Genomic DNA, 17,484 nt, shown 5'->3' with positions numbered 1-17,484 from the left:
GGAGAGCTATGGCTGATTTTGGGTGACGCGGCCTGATCAGGCGGCGTGGCTTTCAGTGTTCGGAATGACTTCGATTCCGTCGATGAACTTTACACCGGCGATGACTTTCGGCAACTGGTTCGTGCTCTTCAATCGCCGCCAGGTCTTCGATGCGGCGTCGATGAGCTTGAACACCATCAGCTTCGCAGTTTGTTGCGACAGCGATCCCTTGGTCCGCACCGTTCGGTGGCGCACCGTGGCGAAGACGCTCTCGATCGGGTTCGAGCTGCGTAGGTGGATCCAGTGCTCAGCAGGGAAGTCGAAGAAGGCGAGCAGCGCATGGCGATCCTTGATCAGGCACTCCACCGCACGTCCGTATTTGACGTGGTATTTCTCGACGAAGACGTCGATCGCGGTTTCAGCTTCGGCCCGGTGTGGGGCCAGATAGATGTTCCGCAGGTCGTTCTTCATGGGGCCCTGCACGGATTTGGCGACCTTGTCGAGTACGTTGCTCACTTTATGGCACCAGCATCGTTGGTGCCGCGTGCCGGGAAAGGCCTCGTCCAGTGCCTTCCAGAAGCCGAGGGCGCCGTCGCCGATGGCGAGTTGCGGGGCAATCCGTAACCCGCGTTGCCGCAGGTCGATCAGGAGTTCGCGCCAGCTCTGCGCGCTCTCGCGCACGCCGACCTGGAAGCCGATCAGCTCCTTCTTGCCTTCCGGCGTGGTGCCAATCAGCACCAGCATGCATTCGCTGTGATCTTCCATGCGGGCCTGCAGGTACACGCCATCGGCCCAGATGTAGACATAGCGACGCGCCGACAGATCGCGTCTCTGCCAGCGTTCGTACTCGACCTGCCAATCGGCCTTCAGGCCGGCGATCACCGAAGGCGACAGGTTCGGCGCATCCTTGCCGAGCAGCGCCGAGAGCGCCTCCTGGAAGTCGCCGGTCGAGATGCCGCGCAAATAGAGGACCGGGATCAAGGCATCCAGGCTCTTCGTCCGCCGCGCCCATAGCGGCAGGATTGCCGAACTGAAGCGGAGGCGGTCGCCTGGCCCGCTCGCTCCGCGGTCGCGGACCTTGGGACGAGCGACCTCCACCGGACCGATGCCGGTCGCAATCTCGCGCACCGGACCGTGCCCATGTCGGACCAGGCGCGCTCGACCGTCGGGCAGCGTCAGATTGGCCGTGCTGGCCAGAAACGCGCCAACCTCGATCTCGATCGCCCTGGCAAGCAGGTCCCGCGCGCCGGCACGAACGATATCGGTCAGTGGATCATCAACCGCGGACGGCTGACGGAAAGCAAGAACATTGGTAGTCTCGGTCATGGCGTATCGCTCTCCTCGAGAGGTTCTGGCAGGCTCGTCACCCGCCTCGATACGCCGCCTTCCTCACACCGTCATCACCCAGATTCCGCCATAGCTCGAGGGCGGATCATGGCACCGGCCGTTTCGCATCCGCGCCGTCAGGCCACCTTAACCAGGCCGGAAAACCCCCGATCGGGCGCCATTATTTCCGCGGGAATCGCGCTAAGATGGGATAAATAGTCCCATCTCGTTCCCTTGGCAGCGACCGGGGCGGCACCTAAATTGTATCCGTCTAACCGAGAGGATTCCTTGGGATTTCCTCGCATTGACCAAAGCCACTGCCCAAGGATCAGGGTTGCGATCCGCGCGACCACGAAGGAAGATCAATGAACGCCAATCTGCGCAATTTCGCCCTCTGGGTCATCATTGTCTTGCTGCTGTTGGCGTTGTTCACGCTGTTTCAGAATCCGGGTCAGCGGGCCTCCTCGCAGGACATCGCCTTCTCCCAGCTCCTGAGCGAAGTTGACCGCGGCAATGTGCGCGACGTCGTGATCCAGGGGCCTGATATCCATGGCACCTTCACCAACGGCTCGAGCTTCCAGACCTACGCGCCGAACGATCCGACGCTGGTGAAGCGTCTCTACGACAGCAAGGTGCAGATCACCGCGAAGCCGCCGGGCGACAACGTGCCCTGGTTCGTCTCGCTGCTGGTCTCCTGGCTGCCCTTCATCGCGCTGATCGGCGTGTGGATCTTCCTGTCGCGGCAGATGCAGGGCGGCGCCGGCAAGGCGATGGGCTTCGGCAAGTCGCGCGCCAAGATGCTGACCGAAGCGCATGGCCGCGTCACCTTCGAGGACGTCGCCGGCGTGGACGAAGCCAAGCAGGACCTGCAGGAGATCGTCGAGTTCCTGCGCGACCCCGGCAAGTTCCAGCGCCTTGGCGGCCGTATTCCGCGCGGCGTGCTGCTGGTCGGCCCTCCCGGCACCGGCAAGACCTTGATCGCGCGTGCGGTCGCGGGCGAAGCCAACGTGCCGTTCTTCACCATTTCGGGTTCTGACTTCGTCGAAATGTTCGTCGGCGTCGGCGCGAGCCGCGTCCGCGACATGTTCGAGCAGGCCAAGAAGAACGCGCCCTGCATCATCTTCATCGACGAAATCGACGCCGTCGGTCGTCACCGTGGCGCCGGCCTCGGCGGCGGCAATGACGAGCGCGAGCAGACGCTGAACCAGCTGCTGGTCGAGATGGACGGCTTCGAGGCCAACGAGGGCGTGATCCTGATCGCCGCGACCAACCGTCCCGACGTGCTCGATCCCGCGCTGCTGCGTCCGGGCCGCTTCGACCGCCAGGTCGTGGTGCCCAATCCGGACGTCGTCGGCCGCGAGCAGATCCTCAAGGTTCACGTCCGCAAAGTGCCGCTGGCACCGGATATCAACCTCAAGACCATTGCACGCGGCACCCCGGGCTTCTCCGGCGCCGACCTGATGAACCTCGTCAACGAGGCTGCGCTCACCGCCGCCCGCCGCAACAAGCGGATGGTGACCCAGGCCGAGTTCGAGGAGGCCAAGGACAAGGTGATGATGGGTGCCGAGCGCAAGTCGCTCGTCATGACCGAGGAAGAGAAGCTGCTGACGGCCTATCACGAGGGTGGCCACGCCATCGTCGGCCTCAACGTGCCCGCGACCGATCCGATTCACAAGGCGACCATCATCCCGCGCGGCCGTGCGCTGGGCATGGTCATGCAGCTCCCGGAGCGCGACAAGCTGTCGATGTCCCTGGAGCAGATGACCTCGCGCCTCGCCATCATGATGGGCGGCCGTGTCGCCGAAGAGCTGATCTTCGGTCGCGAGAAGGTGACCTCGGGCGCCGCCTCCGACATCGAGCAGGCCACGCGCCTTGCCCGCATGATGGTGACGCGCTGGGGCCTGTCGGAAGAGCTCGGCACCGTCTCCTATGGCGAGAACCAGGACGAGGTCTTCCTGGGCATGTCGGTGTCGCGCACGCAGAACGCGTCCGAGGCGACCGTCCAGAAGATCGATTCCGAGATCAAGCGTCTGGTCGAGGAGGGTTATCAGGAAGCGACCCGCATCCTCACCGAGAAGCGCGCCGACCTCGAAGCGCTCGCCAAGGGACTGCTCGAATTCGAGACGCTCACCGGCGACGAGATCGTCGACCTGCTCAAGGGCAAGAAGCCGAACCGCGAATCCGTGCTCGAGCCCACCACGCCGCGCGCCTCCGCGGTGCCCCCGGCCGGCAAGTCGCGCCCGCGGCCCGATCCGGATCCCGGCCTGGAGCCGCAGCCGCAGGCCTGATCGCAAGCGGCAGACCGAATTGAAGAACGCGGCGGAAACGCCGCGTTTTTTTTGGGGGGGCCTGCGCGGTCGCCGCAAACTCCGTCATTGCGAGCGCAGCGAAGCAATCCGGAATCATTTCGCGGTGGCAGTCTCGATTGCTTCGCCGCGCCCGCAATCCGGATGCGCCGTGGCCGCAACGACTTGCGATAGCGCCGTCGAGGTGGGCAAAGGCGCCCCTGCGCCATGCCCACCATCTCTCGGCTGTCGTGCAACGGATGGTGGCGCGCTTCCGCCTTCGTCCTTCGAGCTACGGCGGGACAAGCCCGCTTCGCCCAGCCTGTGATCCCCTTACTTCGCCGTTGCTCCGGACTTGGCGCCGCGCGCGAGGAAGCGCAGCACGTCATCGTTGAACTGCTCCGGATCCTGCAGGAACGAGAAGTGGCTGACCTCTGGCTGGATCAGCAGGCCGGCGCCCGGAATGCTCGCGGCCATGAACTCGGTGTTCTCGCGCTTGATCGCCTCGTCGTGATCGCCATCCACGATCCAGGTCGGCACCTTGATCGTCGCGAGGTCCGAAGCCGTCCACTTCGGCTGGCTCTCCCACATCTTGGTGATCTCCGCGACAAAGCCCTTGTACTCGGTCGGGGTCGACGAAAGGCGCTTGTACTCCTCGCCGGCCCTGGCGATGTAGGCATTGAAGACGTCGCTTGACGCAATATCCGCAACGCCTGACGGGTCCGAGTTCGCCGCGAAGGCGAACAGCCTGCTCACCCGCTCCGGATGCTTCATGGCGATGTCGAGACCGATGATCGCGCCGTCGCTCCAGCCGACGATCGCAGCCTGCCTGATCTTGAGATGATCGAGCAGCCCGATCACGTCCGAGGCCATCGAATCATAGCCATATGGCTCCTGGTTGCGGCTGCTGCGGCCATGGCCGCGGCTCTCCATGACGATGACCTGATAATGCCGTTGCAGCGCGCGGACCTGGTGGCCCCAGTAGTTGGCGTTGGCGAGGCCGCCATGCAGCAACAGGACGGGCTGGCCGCGACCGAAGACGGCATACCAGACCTTGATGCCGTTGACGGGTGCGAAGCCGCTCTGTGCCGCCTTGGGCAAGGTTGGAGTCGGCGGCAGGCTGAGCCATTGCGGCGCCGCCTGCGCCGTTGTGATCGAGACCGTGACGAGAAATGCGATGAAGAGATTGCGAAGCAGCATGACACCTTTTCCTTCGACCATCCGATAGTACCGCATGGCAGAACGTGCGCGTCAGCTCTCGAGACGGTCTGCACAGAGAAGTGAAAACTCCATGCGATCGCGCCGGCGACAACGCCGCGCGGCACGCAGCAGCTCCTGATTGGTCGCGCAGCCCGGCCTGGCAAGACTGTTCGGCGGGAGCAGCAGCGACGACCCGGCGAGCCGCCTTGGCGCGAATGCGAGAACACTCAAGAAGAACTTAACGCTTGCGTTCTAGGGTCTGTACCTAAATAGCGCCACGTGATTCTCTTGCCTACGTGTTGATTCGGGGGCGAGAGAATGCGCGCTGGTTTGTTTTGGCTGAACGACAGGCAATGGGCGCGTATCGAACCGCATCTGCCGAGGGGACTGACGGGGCCGGATCGGGACGACGACCGACGCATCGTCAGCGGCATCATTCACATGCTGCAATCGGGTGCACGATGGCGTGATTGTCCACGTGAATACGGCCCTTACACGACGATCTACAATCGCTTCAATCGCTGGGCCAAGCGAGGACGATGGTGCGCAATCTTCGAAGCGCTGGCCAAGCCTGGCGAAGACGGCGTCGTACTGTCGCTCGACTCGACCTCGATTAAAGCTCACCGGTGTGCCTCCGGCGGAAAAGGGGGGAGCACAATCAAGCAATCGGCCGCTCGCGCGGAGGCCGCACGACAAAAATCCATGCGCTGAGCGATCCGCTCTGCCGGCCGGTCGTCCTGCATCTGACTCCAGGCCAGGATGCCGATATCGCTGCGGCTCCCGATGTCCTGGCGCTCGCGCCACCCATGAGCGTGCTCCTCGCCGACAAAGGGTATGATGGCGACAAGCTTCGCGGCGAAATCATTCGTCGTGGCGCCAAGCCCGTAATCCCCAATAAATCTAACCGTGTCGTCATCCATCGCTTCAACAAACGCGCCTACAAAGGACGAAATGTCATCGAACGCTGCTTTTGCAGGCTCAAGGACTTCCGGCGCATCGCCACGCGATATGACAAGCTCGCCCGTAATTTTTTGGCCGCTGTTCATCTCGCCGCTCTCGTCGCATATTGGCTCAATTGAGTCTGGACCCTAGTTTGGCCCGCCATGTCTGACCAGGTCGTCCACAGCGCGGTTCAACCGTTTTCGGCACGTGCAGCGCTCCCTTGGCTGGTGGGCCTCAGCGTCTATGCGGCGCTGCTCGTCGCCGGGCCACGGTTGCTCGGCGATCCCGACACCTATTCTCATGTCGAGCTCGGGCGCTGGATCATGGCGCATGGCGCCCTGCCGACGAGCGATCCCTTTTCGTTTTCCAAGCATGGCGCGCCCTGGATCACCTTCGAATGGCTCTCGGAGGTCATCTACGCGGCCGCGTACGCAATTTCCGGCTGGCCGGGCGTCGTCGTCGTCGCCGCGGCGGCGATAGCGCTCGCCTTTGGCTTGTTGACCTTTTTCCTGCTGCGCGAGCTTTCGCCGATCCAGACGCTGCTCATGGTGATCGCCGCCGTCATCCTGTTGGCGCCGCATATGCTGGCGCGGCCGCACGTCCTCGTCCTGCCGGTCATGGTGATTTGGGCGGCCGCCCTGGTGCGCTGCATGGATCGTGGAGGGCCTCCGCCATACTGGGCCCTGCCGCTGCTGGTGCTGTGGGCCAATCTTCACGGCAGTGGAGTGCTAGCTCTCGGGCTGATCGGCCCCGCAGGGCTCGAGGCGCTGCTGCGCGAGAAGCGAAGCGAATGGCCGCGCGTGCTGCTGCGGTGGCTGCCCTTCACGGCACTCGCAGTCGCAGCCTCCTGCCTGACGCCCCACGGGCCGGAACCGCTGCTCATGCCGTTGACGACACTCGGCCTCGGCCCCGCGCTCGCCTGGATCGCGGAATGGCGACCGCAGGATTTCGGCCATGTCGGCGGTTTCGAGTTGCTGCTGCTGGCTGGAATCTTTGCGCTCTCGCGTGGCGCGACGCTGCCGGTCGTGCGCGTCCTTGTGGTGCTAGGCCTGCTCCATTTCGCGCTGGCGCAGATGCGCAATGCCGATCTGTTGGCCATGCTGGCGCCGCTCTATCTGGCGGCCCCCCTGGGGCGGCGATTCGGCGGTGCGGCCGCGGACGATGTGGCCGTCGCGTCACGCGGCCTCACTCTGGCCGGGCTCGGCGTGTTGATCGCGGCGAGCGGAGTGGCCCTGGCGCATGACGTCAGGCCGGCTCCGACCATCACGCCTCAGGCAGCCATCGCTGCAGCCGATCTCGCCAAGGCTGGGCCCGTGCTCAACGACTATTCCTTCGGCGGCTATTTGATCTTTGCCGGCATACCGACCTTCATCGATGGTCGCGCCGAACTGTACGGTGGACCGTTCATCGACCGCTACAATCGTGCACTGGCGCTGATCGATCTCGGAGATTTTCTCAACTTGCTGGAGGAATACCGCATCGGTGCGACGTTGCTCGCACCGCACACACCGGCAGTTGCGATGCTTGACCGGCTGCCCGAGTGGCAGCGCGTCTACAGCGACGACGTGGCGGTCGTGCACAAGCGGCGGGAGACGCCGCAAAGATAGGTAAAGGGCGTGTCGAATCCGACATATCGTCCTCCGGACAACACGCCCGTCCGGCGACTGGTCGCGCGTCGTCAAGTCACTCGTTGATGGCGTGGATCGCGGGTGGGGCCGCCGCCTCGTTGCGGTCGAAGCCGGCCCGCGTCTGCACCACGTAGAGCGGGCGGCGCTTCACCTCGGCGTGGATGCGCCCGACATAGAGCCCCACGATGCCCGTCATCAGCATGTTGATTCCACACAGCAGCGACATGAGGACGATAGTCGAGGACCAGCCGGTCACGAGGTGGCTGTCGTTGCTGAGCCACATCAGCACCACCCAGCCGCCGTAGAGCATTGCGAGTCCGGAGACCGACAATCCGCACCAGATTGCCAGCCGCAAGGGCAGGTCGGAAAAGCCAAGTGCGGCATTCATCGCGAGCCGTACCATCTTGAACAGCGGGTATTTTGTTTCGCCCGCGGCGCGCTCGAGGCGGTGGAAGGCGACCTCGGCCTGCCGGAAGCCGAGCCAGGCGATCATGCCGCGCACGAAGCGGTCCTGCTCCGGCATTTGCCGAAGGGCGTCGAGCACCTTGCGATCGATCAGGCGGAAGTCGCCGACGTCGGCGGGAATGCCGACTGAGGACATCCTGCCGAGAAGCCGGTAGAACAGATGCGCGGTCGCACGCTTGAAGCGGCTTTCCCCCTCGCGCGACAGGCGGCGGGCGTGGACGACGTCGTTGCCTTCCTGCCATTTTGCGATCAGTTGCTCGATCACTTCGGGCGGATCCTGCAGGTCGGCATCCATCACGATGATCGCGTCACCTTGCGCGGCGTCCATACCGGCGGTGATGGCGACCTGGTGACCGAAATTTCGCGACAGGCCGATATAGCGAAAGCGCGGGTCGCGCGTGGCGAGCGCCTGCAGCACGATCGAGCTGGAATCGCGGCTACCGTCGTCGACGAAGATCGCTTCTGCCGGCCCGTCGAGCCGCGACAATACCAGGTCGAGACGGCGCAGCAGGACCGGCAGCACGGCTTCCTCGTTGAATACGGGGATGACGAGGCTGTAGCGGATCGATCTGGGCCTGGCCGCCATGCGAAAGATTCCAACTGTGTTTCAGGAGCGGGACTCTAACGCGCCGGTGGTTAAGGTCGCCTTGTCGCAACTATTAAGGATCTATTGCTCCGGGGCCCTTGTCGCGGGTTTAAACTACCCGGAGACGAAAGGGCGGAGCAGCTGGATGGTGCCTGATTGTCCACGTTGTGCCGAGCGCGCGAGACCGATCCATCCCGATCTCATCGCGCTTCAGGACCGGCGACGGATCCTGTAGAGAACAAATCGATCCGAACTGTCCAACAGCTGGAGCAGATCCGGCAGCGGATTCGCGCCAGGCGGCCCAACCAAATAGAGATAGTCGTAGTCCCGGTACCACGTGCGGACGAGGGGCGGGGCGTTCGCCGGCGGCTGGCCTGCCGCAATCGCAACAAGCAGCCCTGACGGCACTATTCCTCCGTCGGACAGCGCAAGACGGCGCACGGCCTCGCGTGTCCGTACGGGTTGCTTGCCGGCTTCCGTGAAGAGATTGATCACGAACGCGTCGGCATAGTGCACGGCCAGCGTCGGCGCATAGTACATCGGATACGAGGTGAGGTCGGCGAAGGGCGGATCTCCATTGTCGCCGGTGCTGCCAACCAGGACGCGCGAGCCGCGATCGAGCTTGTGGAACGACTCGATGATGGCCGCATAGTCGGCACGGTAAGGCAGCCACACCGCGAGGACGACGGCGAGATTGATCAATGTGATGCAGCTGATCGCAGCGAGCGCAGTCATGTTCCACGCTCGGCCGGGCAGCGACAGCGAGCAGAAGGCCGGCAGGATCAGGGCCGCGGCGGGAATGATGCGGAGGTCGGCGAACGAGGTTCCGAACAGTCTCGAAGGAATGACCAGGTACAGCAGCGCAAGGCCGATCGCGAGCCAGATCCCGGCTGGCTCGAGCTTGAGGATGCCGCGTCTTGTGGCGAAGTACAGCACGATCGCGAGCGTCAGCCCGGTCGCCGCCGCGGCCGTCAGATTGTAGCCGTTCATGATGCGGAGCGGCCAAATCGGCTTGAACCCGAGGAACCAGCTCGAACCCTCCCCTCCGATCGAGCCGGCAGTCAGATGCATGACCACGAACAGCGCCAGCGCCGGCAGGGCCAGAGCGACGAGCCGTGCAGCGGCGACCGGGTATGCAATTCGCTGATGGCGGAGGCGCCAGAGCTCGTAGAGGCCAAGCGTCGCGCCGTAGATGCCGAGTGAAAAGAAGTGCGCCACGAACAGCGCAGCGACGAAGACCAGGTTGGCGGCGAAACGCAGCGGCCATGGGCGTTCTGCCAGCATCAGATAAACGGCGATGCCCCAGAGCGCGAGGCCCAGTCCGAACTCGAAATTCACGAAACCCCAGCTGAACGGCAGGCAGTAGAGGAAAGCGAGCGCTGCGAAGCCGGCAAGATGAATCCGTCCCTTTCGGGTCCATTCGAGCAGCAGCGCGCCCCCGACGACCAGCAATTGGCTCAGCAGAAGAAACAGCCGTGTGGCGTTCTCGACGCTCATCAGCCGCGCCATCTGCGGGACCAGCAGATCCATCCCGAGATTGGGATAGAACGCCCACACCACCTCGTAGTGCGGATTGGCGTTGGAGGTACCGTTCTGGCTCAGAATGTACATGCGGGCGAGGTGATTGGGATAATCGACCATCGCGGGGATCGGGGTCAGCAGCACCGGAAGAAACGAGACGGCCGCCAGCATTGCAAGAACGCCAATCGCCACGGATCGGTCCGAGCGGAGACGATCCGGAATGGTCAAGGTCGGCCTGTTGGAAGACACCGATGTCGTGGGATCGTTTGGTCTGAACGCGGTGGGCGAGGTCTTGTCTGCGTCACGTCTGCAAGGACCGGCCGCCGCCCGGATCCGGACGCCTGCACGGAATCCCGGCCGCGGGCCTAATCGCAAGCGGTAGATCGAATTGAAGACGGCGGCGGAATTCCCGACTCGCGAGACTTCGCCTGGCTATGCACCCTTGCGAACACGAGGCCGATGAGAGCGATGGTGAGGAGCGGTGATAGACGTCCCGCAGGTACATAAACCGCAGGGCTGAGCAGCGGGACCATCCAGATGCCGAGCCCGATCAGCCAGTCGAGAAGGCGCGGCGCATCGATCGATGCGGCGAGCCACAGCACGATGGCGACCGCCAGCAGCGTCGCATCATAGGGGCCCGAATGCGGGGCCGCCAGCACGGTTGCCGCAAGCAACACGATCAACTTGCTGTCGCTATTCAGCGGGGAGCGAAACGCCACGAACGTCGCTGCCGCGCTCGATACGATCGCGCCCAATTGCAGGATCGAGGCGATCCGCTCCGGCACGCCCAGCAGTACCGCGCAGGCCCACACGCTGTGACCCCAGATGCGGCCATAGGCCAGCCATTTCTCGTCGGGGCTGACCAGATTGTTGAACGCCTGTGGTATCCATCGAATCCACAGCTCGATGCCAAAGATCATGACGCTTGCGAACGCCAGTGCGAATGCCGAGCATGCCGCCGCACGCAGGCCGCGATATTGGCGCAGACCCAGCAGCGCAAACGGAACGAGCAGAAAGAATTGCGGCTTGAAGCTCAGGAGTCCGAGGATGGCGCCGCCAAGGAGCGGCCGCGGTCCGAGTAGTCTGACGCCCGCCACCAGCAGTGCGGCGACGAGAAACGCGCATTGTCCATCGGCCAGATTGAGCGATGCGGATGGCGAGACCAGCACGACAGCGATGATGTAGGGCGTCAGTCGTGGCTGCTCGGCGCGGTTGCGAAGCGCCCAAGCCAAAAGGCCTGCGGTCGCAGCCTGGAATGCAACATAGGAGCCGGCAAAACCGAGCGGAGCGAACGGCAGCAGCAGAACGAGAAAGCTGGGCGGATAGAACCACGGGCGGAACTCCAGGGGCACCGTGAGCCATGATGCGAACGACTGGTTGAGATGCGCGGTGAATGCCTCGGCATCGAGGACCAGCGCGAGCTTGCCGGCAAGCATCGATCTGATGGCGCCGTAGAACACCATCCAGTCAGTGCCGGGCGCGATGTGGTTCAGTCCGATCCATCCGGGATGGACGAAGGTGGAGATCAGAATGCCCCAGCCGAACAGCGCAGCGATCGACAAGGCCGGCAGGAACATCAGGGGAATTTCGATCCGGCGACGCGCCGGAGCGGATATCGGCGGTTGAAGGGACATGCTCATTTGCGAGCATCCTTAGGGATCTCCGCTCCCGGCGCCAAGCCGGCCTGCCCGTCGTCCCGCACATGGATCACCGCAATGTCGTCCGCATAGATCCGCTTCCAGCCCTTGAGCTGGTCGAGGATCTGCGGGCCCGGCGCGTCGGCGACCAGGAGCGTCGCGTCGATCCTGTACTCATCCAACAAGCGCGGCAGCAATTCGGGCTTCTTGCCCTCCGTCGCCTTGAAGAAGTCCACGACGAATTTCTCGCCATAGAGCTCGGCGCGGCCGTCGACGAAAACAGGGATGTCGCGCGAGATCAGATAGCCGCCGAACTGGTAGGCGTTGAAGATGCGCCGTACCTTGCGTTGCTCGAGCAGATCGACCGCCGCCACCGGCGTCTGCGTCATCGTGAAGGTGAAGCGGTGGTGTCCCAGATAGAGCGACGTCGAGGTCCAGCTTGCCGCCACGATCATCAGCGCGCCGAGCGCAGTGACATGGCGGGCCGGCCAGCGGTCGGCATCTGCGGCGTCGGGCGCCGGGCGCGGGAACATCTGGCCGAGCGGCTTTGCCAGCACCAGCGGCACCAGGAACGCAAATGCCTCGACGCTTCTGACATGGGTCAGCGCGCTCCAGGTCAGGAACAGGATCAGGAAGATCCGGGGCGCCGACAGCACGAGGCCCCGATAATAGCCGAACGCGATCAGGCCGAGCAGGGCGCCTTCGAACGAGGTGAACGTGGCGAAGTTTGCCGGCATCCATTCGAAGATCAGCGACAGCAGCTCGCCGAGGCTGAGGATGTTGGTCGCGCCTTGCAGCGTCCGCCAGCCGTAGGGTGTGCAGCAACTCGCGATCAACGCACCGATTCCGAACAGCACCCAGCGCATGAACAGGGCAAGCCGCCGCCCCTTCTCGGCATGCTCGACCGCCTCGAGCGAGATCGGACCGATCAGCGCGAGGCCCAGCACGAAGCCGCCGTGCAGGTTCGCCCAGAGCGCCATCAGGGGGAGCCAGGTCCAGGACGGCGCGCTCTTGCGGTCGGCGGCGGCCATCAGCAAGCCGACCCACGCCACCATGACGGGCAGCGCCAGGATATGCGGACGGGCGAGCACGTGATGCATCGACAGCAGCAGCGCCAGCATCGCGAACAGCACCGCGCGCGGTGCCTCGATCTGCGCGTTGAGGAAATGGACGAAGATGGCGGCGGTGAGCGCGACACCGATCGCGGTGATGATGACGGGGCCCGCCCAGCCCCAGTGCGCGTAGGAGAATGCGAACAAGACCTGCGACAGCCACGCTGTCGAGATCCAGGCTTCGCCGGTGCGCGTGAAAGAGTAGAAGTCGGTGTACGGCACGGCGCCGTGATCGAGGATCCATCGCCCGATCTTGATCTGCCAGAACGAGTCGGAATCCTGAAGCAGCGTGTCGCCGAGATAGAGAAAGAACAGGTAGGCGCCGGCACCGACGCACAGGGGCACCAGAGCCCGCGCGCGGCTCTGAACCGCGATGCTGTTGGCAAGGGAAAGGGACATGCCGCCTCGTCGTCCTGTTGTTCTCGTCGGGTCGGGCATGATCCGGAAAAGTACGCAGCGGTATTCCGAGGAGATCACGCTCAAACGATCACCTGGAGCGCGATGAACGGGTCATCTCATCGCGCTTCAGTCCGAGCGGGCGGCATTGGACCATGGCGGTCATAACTTCGGGTAAATCGGCCGCGCTGGGCCGTGTCCCGACAATTTAACCGGTTGTTTTGGATTTCGATTTACCATCGGCGAATACTCGCAAACCACCCGATGTTTACGTAGTCGGATTAACTGCGGCGCAATTCTTTGCCCCTACGTTCGGTTCCATGGTCGGGCGGCGCTGGGAAGCCGAAAAGACCAGATCAGTTGTAAGCCTCGTGTACCCATTTGGAGCACTCTATGAAGAACCTCGTTGCGCGTTTCGTGAAGGATGAATCCGGCGCCACCGCCATTGAATACGGCCTGATCGCTGCCGGCATCGCGCTGGCGATCATCACCGTCGTCAACAATCTCGGCACCACGCTGAACACCAAGTTCTCCTCGATCTCGACCAGCCTCAAGTAAGGCCAGGACGAGCTGCGAATTTTTGAGAGCCCCGTCCCTGGTGGGGCTCTTTTTCGTACGAGGCGCCTGGACCACCGGCCGAGGTGCATGATTCAGGACGTTCGCTTTGGCAGGCGCCTTGCGATGAGCCTCAGACATCCCGCTGCAAAAGCGACCCTGGGGCCCGCTGCAGCCGAAGGATGACTCAAGGCGAGCTCTGCCTCGGCGAAGGCCCGCGAGAGCTGGCAGTCTTTTTTTGGCTCACCGTGATGCGGAAGGCGTCGGCGCGGCGTCGCGGACGTGAACCACGGCGATATCATCCGCATAGAGCCGCTTCCATCCCGGCAGATGGTCCATGATCCTGGCGGCGGGAACGGTGGCGTTCAGCAGCGTCGCGTCGATCCGGTAGGTCTCGAGCAGGCGCAGCAGGGTGTCCACGTTCTTGCCCTCGACGGCATCGAAATAGTCGAGCACGAACTGCTCGCCATACAGCTCGGCGCGGTCATCGATGAAGCTCTTGATGTTGCGGGAGATCAGATAGCCGCCGATCGGAGCGGTGCTGAAGATCCGCTGCGCGTGCCGCTTTTCGAGCAGGTCGACCGCGGCCGCTGGCGATTGATTGCCGATGAACGCATACCGGTTCGGCGTGGCATAGGGCCGCGTGATGCTCCAGCCGGCCGCGACGATGGCCAGCGCCGCGATTGCGGTCAGAGCAAAGGAGGGGCGCGCCTCGTTTCCCTTCAGCGCGAGCGCTCTCGTCACTCCGAAATGTTCGGCGAACGGTTTTGCCAGCACGAGGGGCGTCAACAGCGCGAAGGCCTCGATGTTTCTGACATGGTTGAGTGCCGCCCAGATCAGCCCGAGCAGCAGGAATATGCGGGTCCATGACAGCACCACCCCGCTGCAATAGCCGATGGCGATCAAGCCGAGCAGGCTGGCGCCAAACAGATCGAGCGAGCTGAAGTCGGCCGGCATCCACTCCCAGATCAGCGAGAGCAGCTTGCCGAGGCTGAGGATCTTGGTCGACGCCAGCAGCGTGTTCCAGCCATAGGGCGTGCAGCAGCTTGCGGCGAGCGCGGCAAGGCCGAACAGGGCCCAGCGCGCCGCCAGGGCAAACCGGTCCTTGCGATCGGAAGACGCGATCGCATCGAGGCCGATGGCTCCGATCAGGGCCAGGCCCATGACGAAGCCGCCGTGAAGATTGGCCCACAGCGCCATCAGGGGCAGCAACAGCCAGGACGGCGCGCTACGCCGATCGGCGGCCGCCAGCAGCCCGCCGACGAAGGCCACCATGACGGGCAGCGCCAGCATGTGCGGGCGCGCGAGAAAATGACCCATCGACATGAAGAGGAGCGGGGTGACGAGCACGAAAGCGCGTGCCGGCTCCAGATAGGGCTCGAGCAGGTAAACGAAGATCGCCGCCGTCGCGCCGATCGCGAGCGACGTCAGGATGACCACGCCCGACCAGTTCGATGGCTCGTAGACCAGTGCGAACAGGACTTGCGACAGCCAGGAGCTCGAGATCCACGCCTCGCCGGCGCGCGTGAACGAATAGATGTCGGTGTAGGGCATTTCGCGGTGTTCGAGGATCCACTGCCCGATCTTGATCTGCCACAGCGTGTCCGAATCCCGCAGCATGATGTCGCCGACGCCCAGAAAGAACAGGTAGACGCCGACGCCGATGCAGACCGGCAAAAGCCAGCGCGCAACGCCGCGGACGGGAACGCTGCTGATGACGGAAATCGACATTGGAGTCTCGGGGTTGGGCGACCGCGCGCAACGGCGCATCCGAACCTGAGCATGATCGCCTTTAAGTTGGGTAAACCGCACCGGTTTTCCATGTCAGGCGGTGCAAGGATGCGTTTACCATTTGCTTACGTGCAGCTCGGAGCTGTGTCGCGCTCGCATTCGCATTTGCATCTTACCGCTGTGGGTCTCTATAAAGTTCTATCATTGTTCGAGGCGGTACTTCCTCGCGCTGCATGACGGTGCGAGGTCGCGCCGCATCGCCCTCGATGCCTTCAATCGTGATGGTCTTGCGACTTCGGCTCCATACGATGCGGCGGGGGACATCGAAATTCATCGATAGCATGACCTCATCCTGGCCCGCATCGGTGACCTCACCGCGAAAACCCTCTTGCTTCCTCGCCGCGCTCGAAGAGTGCTTGTTTGGAAGCGGCATCCATCGTGAAATACATGTACCCCGCGTCTTCGCAGCGAACGGAGATCGGATGCTGAATTGGTTCGCGAACCCGGAAGCTCAAAATGCTTCTCGGCGGTGTGACGGTGCACTGATGAGTCAATGTCGGCCGAAAGGTGGGGTCGTCGAATCCCGGCCAAGTCATTGTCTTCCTATTGCGATCAAAGATCAGGTCGATCCGTCCTGGACGGACGTGCAGTATGAATTCAATCTTTCCATCATTTGTGGAAATGATCTCTCCCGAATGCACATTGATGCCGAAATTTGTTTCGACGTCTATCGGCGGCGTTTCAAAGACGACAGCTTTTGCGTCGATGTCGAACGTTGCGAAGTAGGGGCGAACCGGAGCGCCACCTTCACACCGCACCGAAAATAAGTCGCTGGCTGCCGCGCGGTCTGACGTCGGCATCAGAAAGCAAATGAGCGCGAGGCCCAAGAGCCGATTCATGTCGCACGCTCCGTTCTTCCGTGAGACCCCCAACACCGCAGATCGACAGCGCCGATCTCGCTCGAACTTTCGAGATTGCCCGGCAGTGAGGGGCGACGCCATCAGCACACTGCGCGTGACTGAGGTCAACGTCCGGCTGTGAAACAGGATAAATGAACCTATAAGTTTATGATCGCAGCGCAATCACAGGCGGAACAGCGACCACTGAACTCAAATTGTGAACTGGCGGTCCAAGCCCTCGAAGAATACTCGTTCGGCCGCGCGATGGGTTTGTTGCACGTCGAACGGACCGGCCAAGTGTGACGCCGGGCAAACTCCCAGCGTTTGGACGGCGGTCTCGACAAAATGCCGTCGATGCAGGCTTGACGCCTCCGTCCGCTCGCGATGGCGCTTCAAGCATTTCCCATCTTGTCATTCACCCTGAATAGTTGTTCAGTCCTTGCGGGGCGATTTGCATCTTTTGACGTGACGAAGCGTTGGGCCGCAGGGCGTGCGGTCGGCGTGTGGGACAGGAAGCGCGCCATGGTTTATCGGCGGACGCATCAAGTGGTGAAGCGCCTTGCGGCGCGGCGGAGCGCTATACTGGCGGCGGCGCGGGACGCGGCCGCGGAAGGCGGGATGGCGGCGGTGCAGATCGCGCCCGTCGCGGTCCGGGCCAATGTCGCGGCCGGCACGGTCTACCGCTACTTCCCCTCCAAGGCCGACCTGATCTCCGAGCTCATTGCCGAGGTCTCCCGCGACGAGCTCGCGGCGATCCGAAGGGCCGCCGACGCCGCGCCGGGGCCGTCCTCGGCGCTGGCGGCGGCCGTGACCACCGTGGCTGTCCATACCCTGTCGCAGCGCAGGCTGGCCTGGGGCATCCTGGCCGAGCCTGTCGATGTCGATGTCAGTGCGTCGCGCCTCGCCAGCCGGCGCGAGATCGCGGGCGAAATCGCCGCGCGAATCGATGCCGCCGTGCGAGCCGGCCACCTGCCGGCTCAGGATACAGCGCTCGCTGCCACCGCATTGCTCGGTGCGCTGCACGAGGCCCTGGTCGGGCCGCTCGCGCCCGACAATCTCGATGATCCCGTCAAGATGCGCGATGCGGTGCAGACCGTGACACTGCTGGCGCTGCGTGCGGTCGGCGTCATGGACGCCCGCGCCCGCGGCCTCGTGGTGCAGCAGACGCTGCTGCCGACGACGAAGGCGCTGGTCGGGGCGTAAAGTCGGCCACGCGACGAGG

General features: G+C 63.6%; 13 protein-coding genes. 5 read left to right on the top strand and 8 right to left on the bottom strand.

The features are described from left to right. Nucleotides 1–36: 36 nt before the first annotated feature. Nucleotides 37–1,305, bottom strand: a complete 1,269-nt coding sequence (locus ABIF91_RS08530) for an IS256 family transposase (RefSeq protein WP_038952271.1) — start codon at nucleotides 1,303–1,305, stop codon at nucleotides 37–39. A 365-nt stretch (nucleotides 1,306–1,670) separates the two neighbouring features. Between ABIF91_RS08530 and ftsH the strand changes: the two genes are divergently transcribed. Next, a complete protein-coding gene (gene ftsH / locus ABIF91_RS08525) occupies nucleotides 1,671–3,593 on the top strand; it encodes an ATP-dependent zinc metalloprotease FtsH (RefSeq protein ID WP_028180163.1) in 1,923 nt (640 codons plus the stop codon). A gap of 330 nt (nucleotides 3,594–3,923) precedes the next feature. Here ftsH and ABIF91_RS08520 read toward each other — a convergent pair whose 3' ends face one another. Continuing rightward, nucleotides 3,924–4,790 carry an alpha/beta fold hydrolase gene (locus ABIF91_RS08520; RefSeq protein WP_028180164.1) on the bottom strand — a complete coding sequence of 289 codons (867 nt, stop codon included), beginning with the start codon at nucleotides 4,788–4,790 and terminating at the stop codon, nucleotides 3,924–3,926. A 318-nt stretch (nucleotides 4,791–5,108) separates the two neighbouring features. Between ABIF91_RS08520 and ABIF91_RS08515 the strand changes: the two genes are divergently transcribed. Continuing rightward, a protein-coding gene (locus tag ABIF91_RS08515) for an IS5 family transposase (RefSeq protein WP_110115998.1) occupies nucleotides 5,109–5,869 on the top strand; the annotation gives its coding sequence in 2 pieces (ribosomal slippage) (nucleotides 5,109–5,448 and nucleotides 5,448–5,869; 762 coding nt in all). Between the two features lie 24 nt (nucleotides 5,870–5,893). Then, nucleotides 5,894–7,339, top strand: a complete 1,446-nt coding sequence (locus tag ABIF91_RS08510) for a hypothetical protein (RefSeq protein WP_028180625.1) — start codon at nucleotides 5,894–5,896, stop codon at nucleotides 7,337–7,339. Nucleotides 7,340–7,415: 76 nt separating this feature from the next. Here the strand turns inward: ABIF91_RS08510 and ABIF91_RS08505 are convergent, their stop codons facing one another. The 4 genes from ABIF91_RS08505 to ABIF91_RS08490 all read right to left on the bottom strand — a co-directional run bounded on the left by ABIF91_RS08505 (nucleotide 7,416) and on the right by ABIF91_RS08490 (nucleotide 13,080). After that, entirely contained in the window at nucleotides 7,416–8,411 is a 996-nt protein-coding gene (locus ABIF91_RS08505) for a glycosyltransferase family 2 protein (protein ID WP_028180626.1), read from the bottom strand. A gap of 210 nt (nucleotides 8,412–8,621) precedes the next feature. Then, nucleotides 8,622–10,124, bottom strand: a complete 1,503-nt coding sequence (locus tag ABIF91_RS08500) for a hypothetical protein (protein WP_424579050.1) — start codon at nucleotides 10,122–10,124, stop codon at nucleotides 8,622–8,624. 173 nt (nucleotides 10,125–10,297) lie between these two features. Continuing rightward, nucleotides 10,298–11,572 (bottom strand): glycosyltransferase family 87 protein, encoded by a 1,275-nt coding sequence (locus tag ABIF91_RS08495; RefSeq protein WP_244429964.1) that lies wholly within the window; start codon nucleotides 11,570–11,572, stop codon nucleotides 10,298–10,300. After that, a complete protein-coding gene (locus ABIF91_RS08490) occupies nucleotides 11,569–13,080 on the bottom strand; it encodes a hypothetical protein (protein WP_028180629.1) in 1,512 nt (503 codons plus the stop codon). The genes ABIF91_RS08495 and ABIF91_RS08490 overlap by 4 nt, the downstream gene beginning before the upstream one ends. Nucleotides 13,081–13,470: 390 nt before the next feature. On the opposite strand from ABIF91_RS08490, the gene ABIF91_RS08485 reads away from it, so the two are divergent. Then, on the top strand, nucleotides 13,471–13,635 hold the full coding sequence (locus tag ABIF91_RS08485; RefSeq protein ID WP_028180630.1) for a Flp family type IVb pilin: 165 nt from the start codon (nucleotides 13,471–13,473) through the stop codon (nucleotides 13,633–13,635). Nucleotides 13,636–13,875: 240 nt separating this feature from the next. Here the strand turns inward: ABIF91_RS08485 and ABIF91_RS08480 are convergent, their stop codons facing one another. Continuing rightward, entirely contained in the window at nucleotides 13,876–15,363 is a 1,488-nt protein-coding gene (locus ABIF91_RS08480; protein WP_424579049.1) for a hypothetical protein, read from the bottom strand. A 371-nt stretch (nucleotides 15,364–15,734) separates the two neighbouring features. Next, nucleotides 15,735–16,262, bottom strand: a complete 528-nt coding sequence (locus tag ABIF91_RS08475) for a hypothetical protein (protein ID WP_035694256.1) — start codon at nucleotides 16,260–16,262, stop codon at nucleotides 15,735–15,737. Between the two features lie 522 nt (nucleotides 16,263–16,784). Between ABIF91_RS08475 and ABIF91_RS08470 the strand changes: the two genes are divergently transcribed. Continuing rightward, nucleotides 16,785–17,465 carry a TetR/AcrR family transcriptional regulator gene (locus tag ABIF91_RS08470; protein ID WP_028180633.1) on the top strand — a complete coding sequence of 227 codons (681 nt, stop codon included), beginning with the start codon at nucleotides 16,785–16,787 and terminating at the stop codon, nucleotides 17,463–17,465. Nucleotides 17,466–17,484: the final 19 nt, after the last annotated feature.

This window comes from Bradyrhizobium sp. USDA 241 (genome assembly GCF_049739505.1).
GTDB lineage: Bacteria > Pseudomonadota > Alphaproteobacteria > Rhizobiales > Xanthobacteraceae > Bradyrhizobium > Bradyrhizobium liaoningense.
Note: the sequence above shows the minus strand (reverse complement) of the source record. Positions and strands in the feature narration are given on the sequence as shown.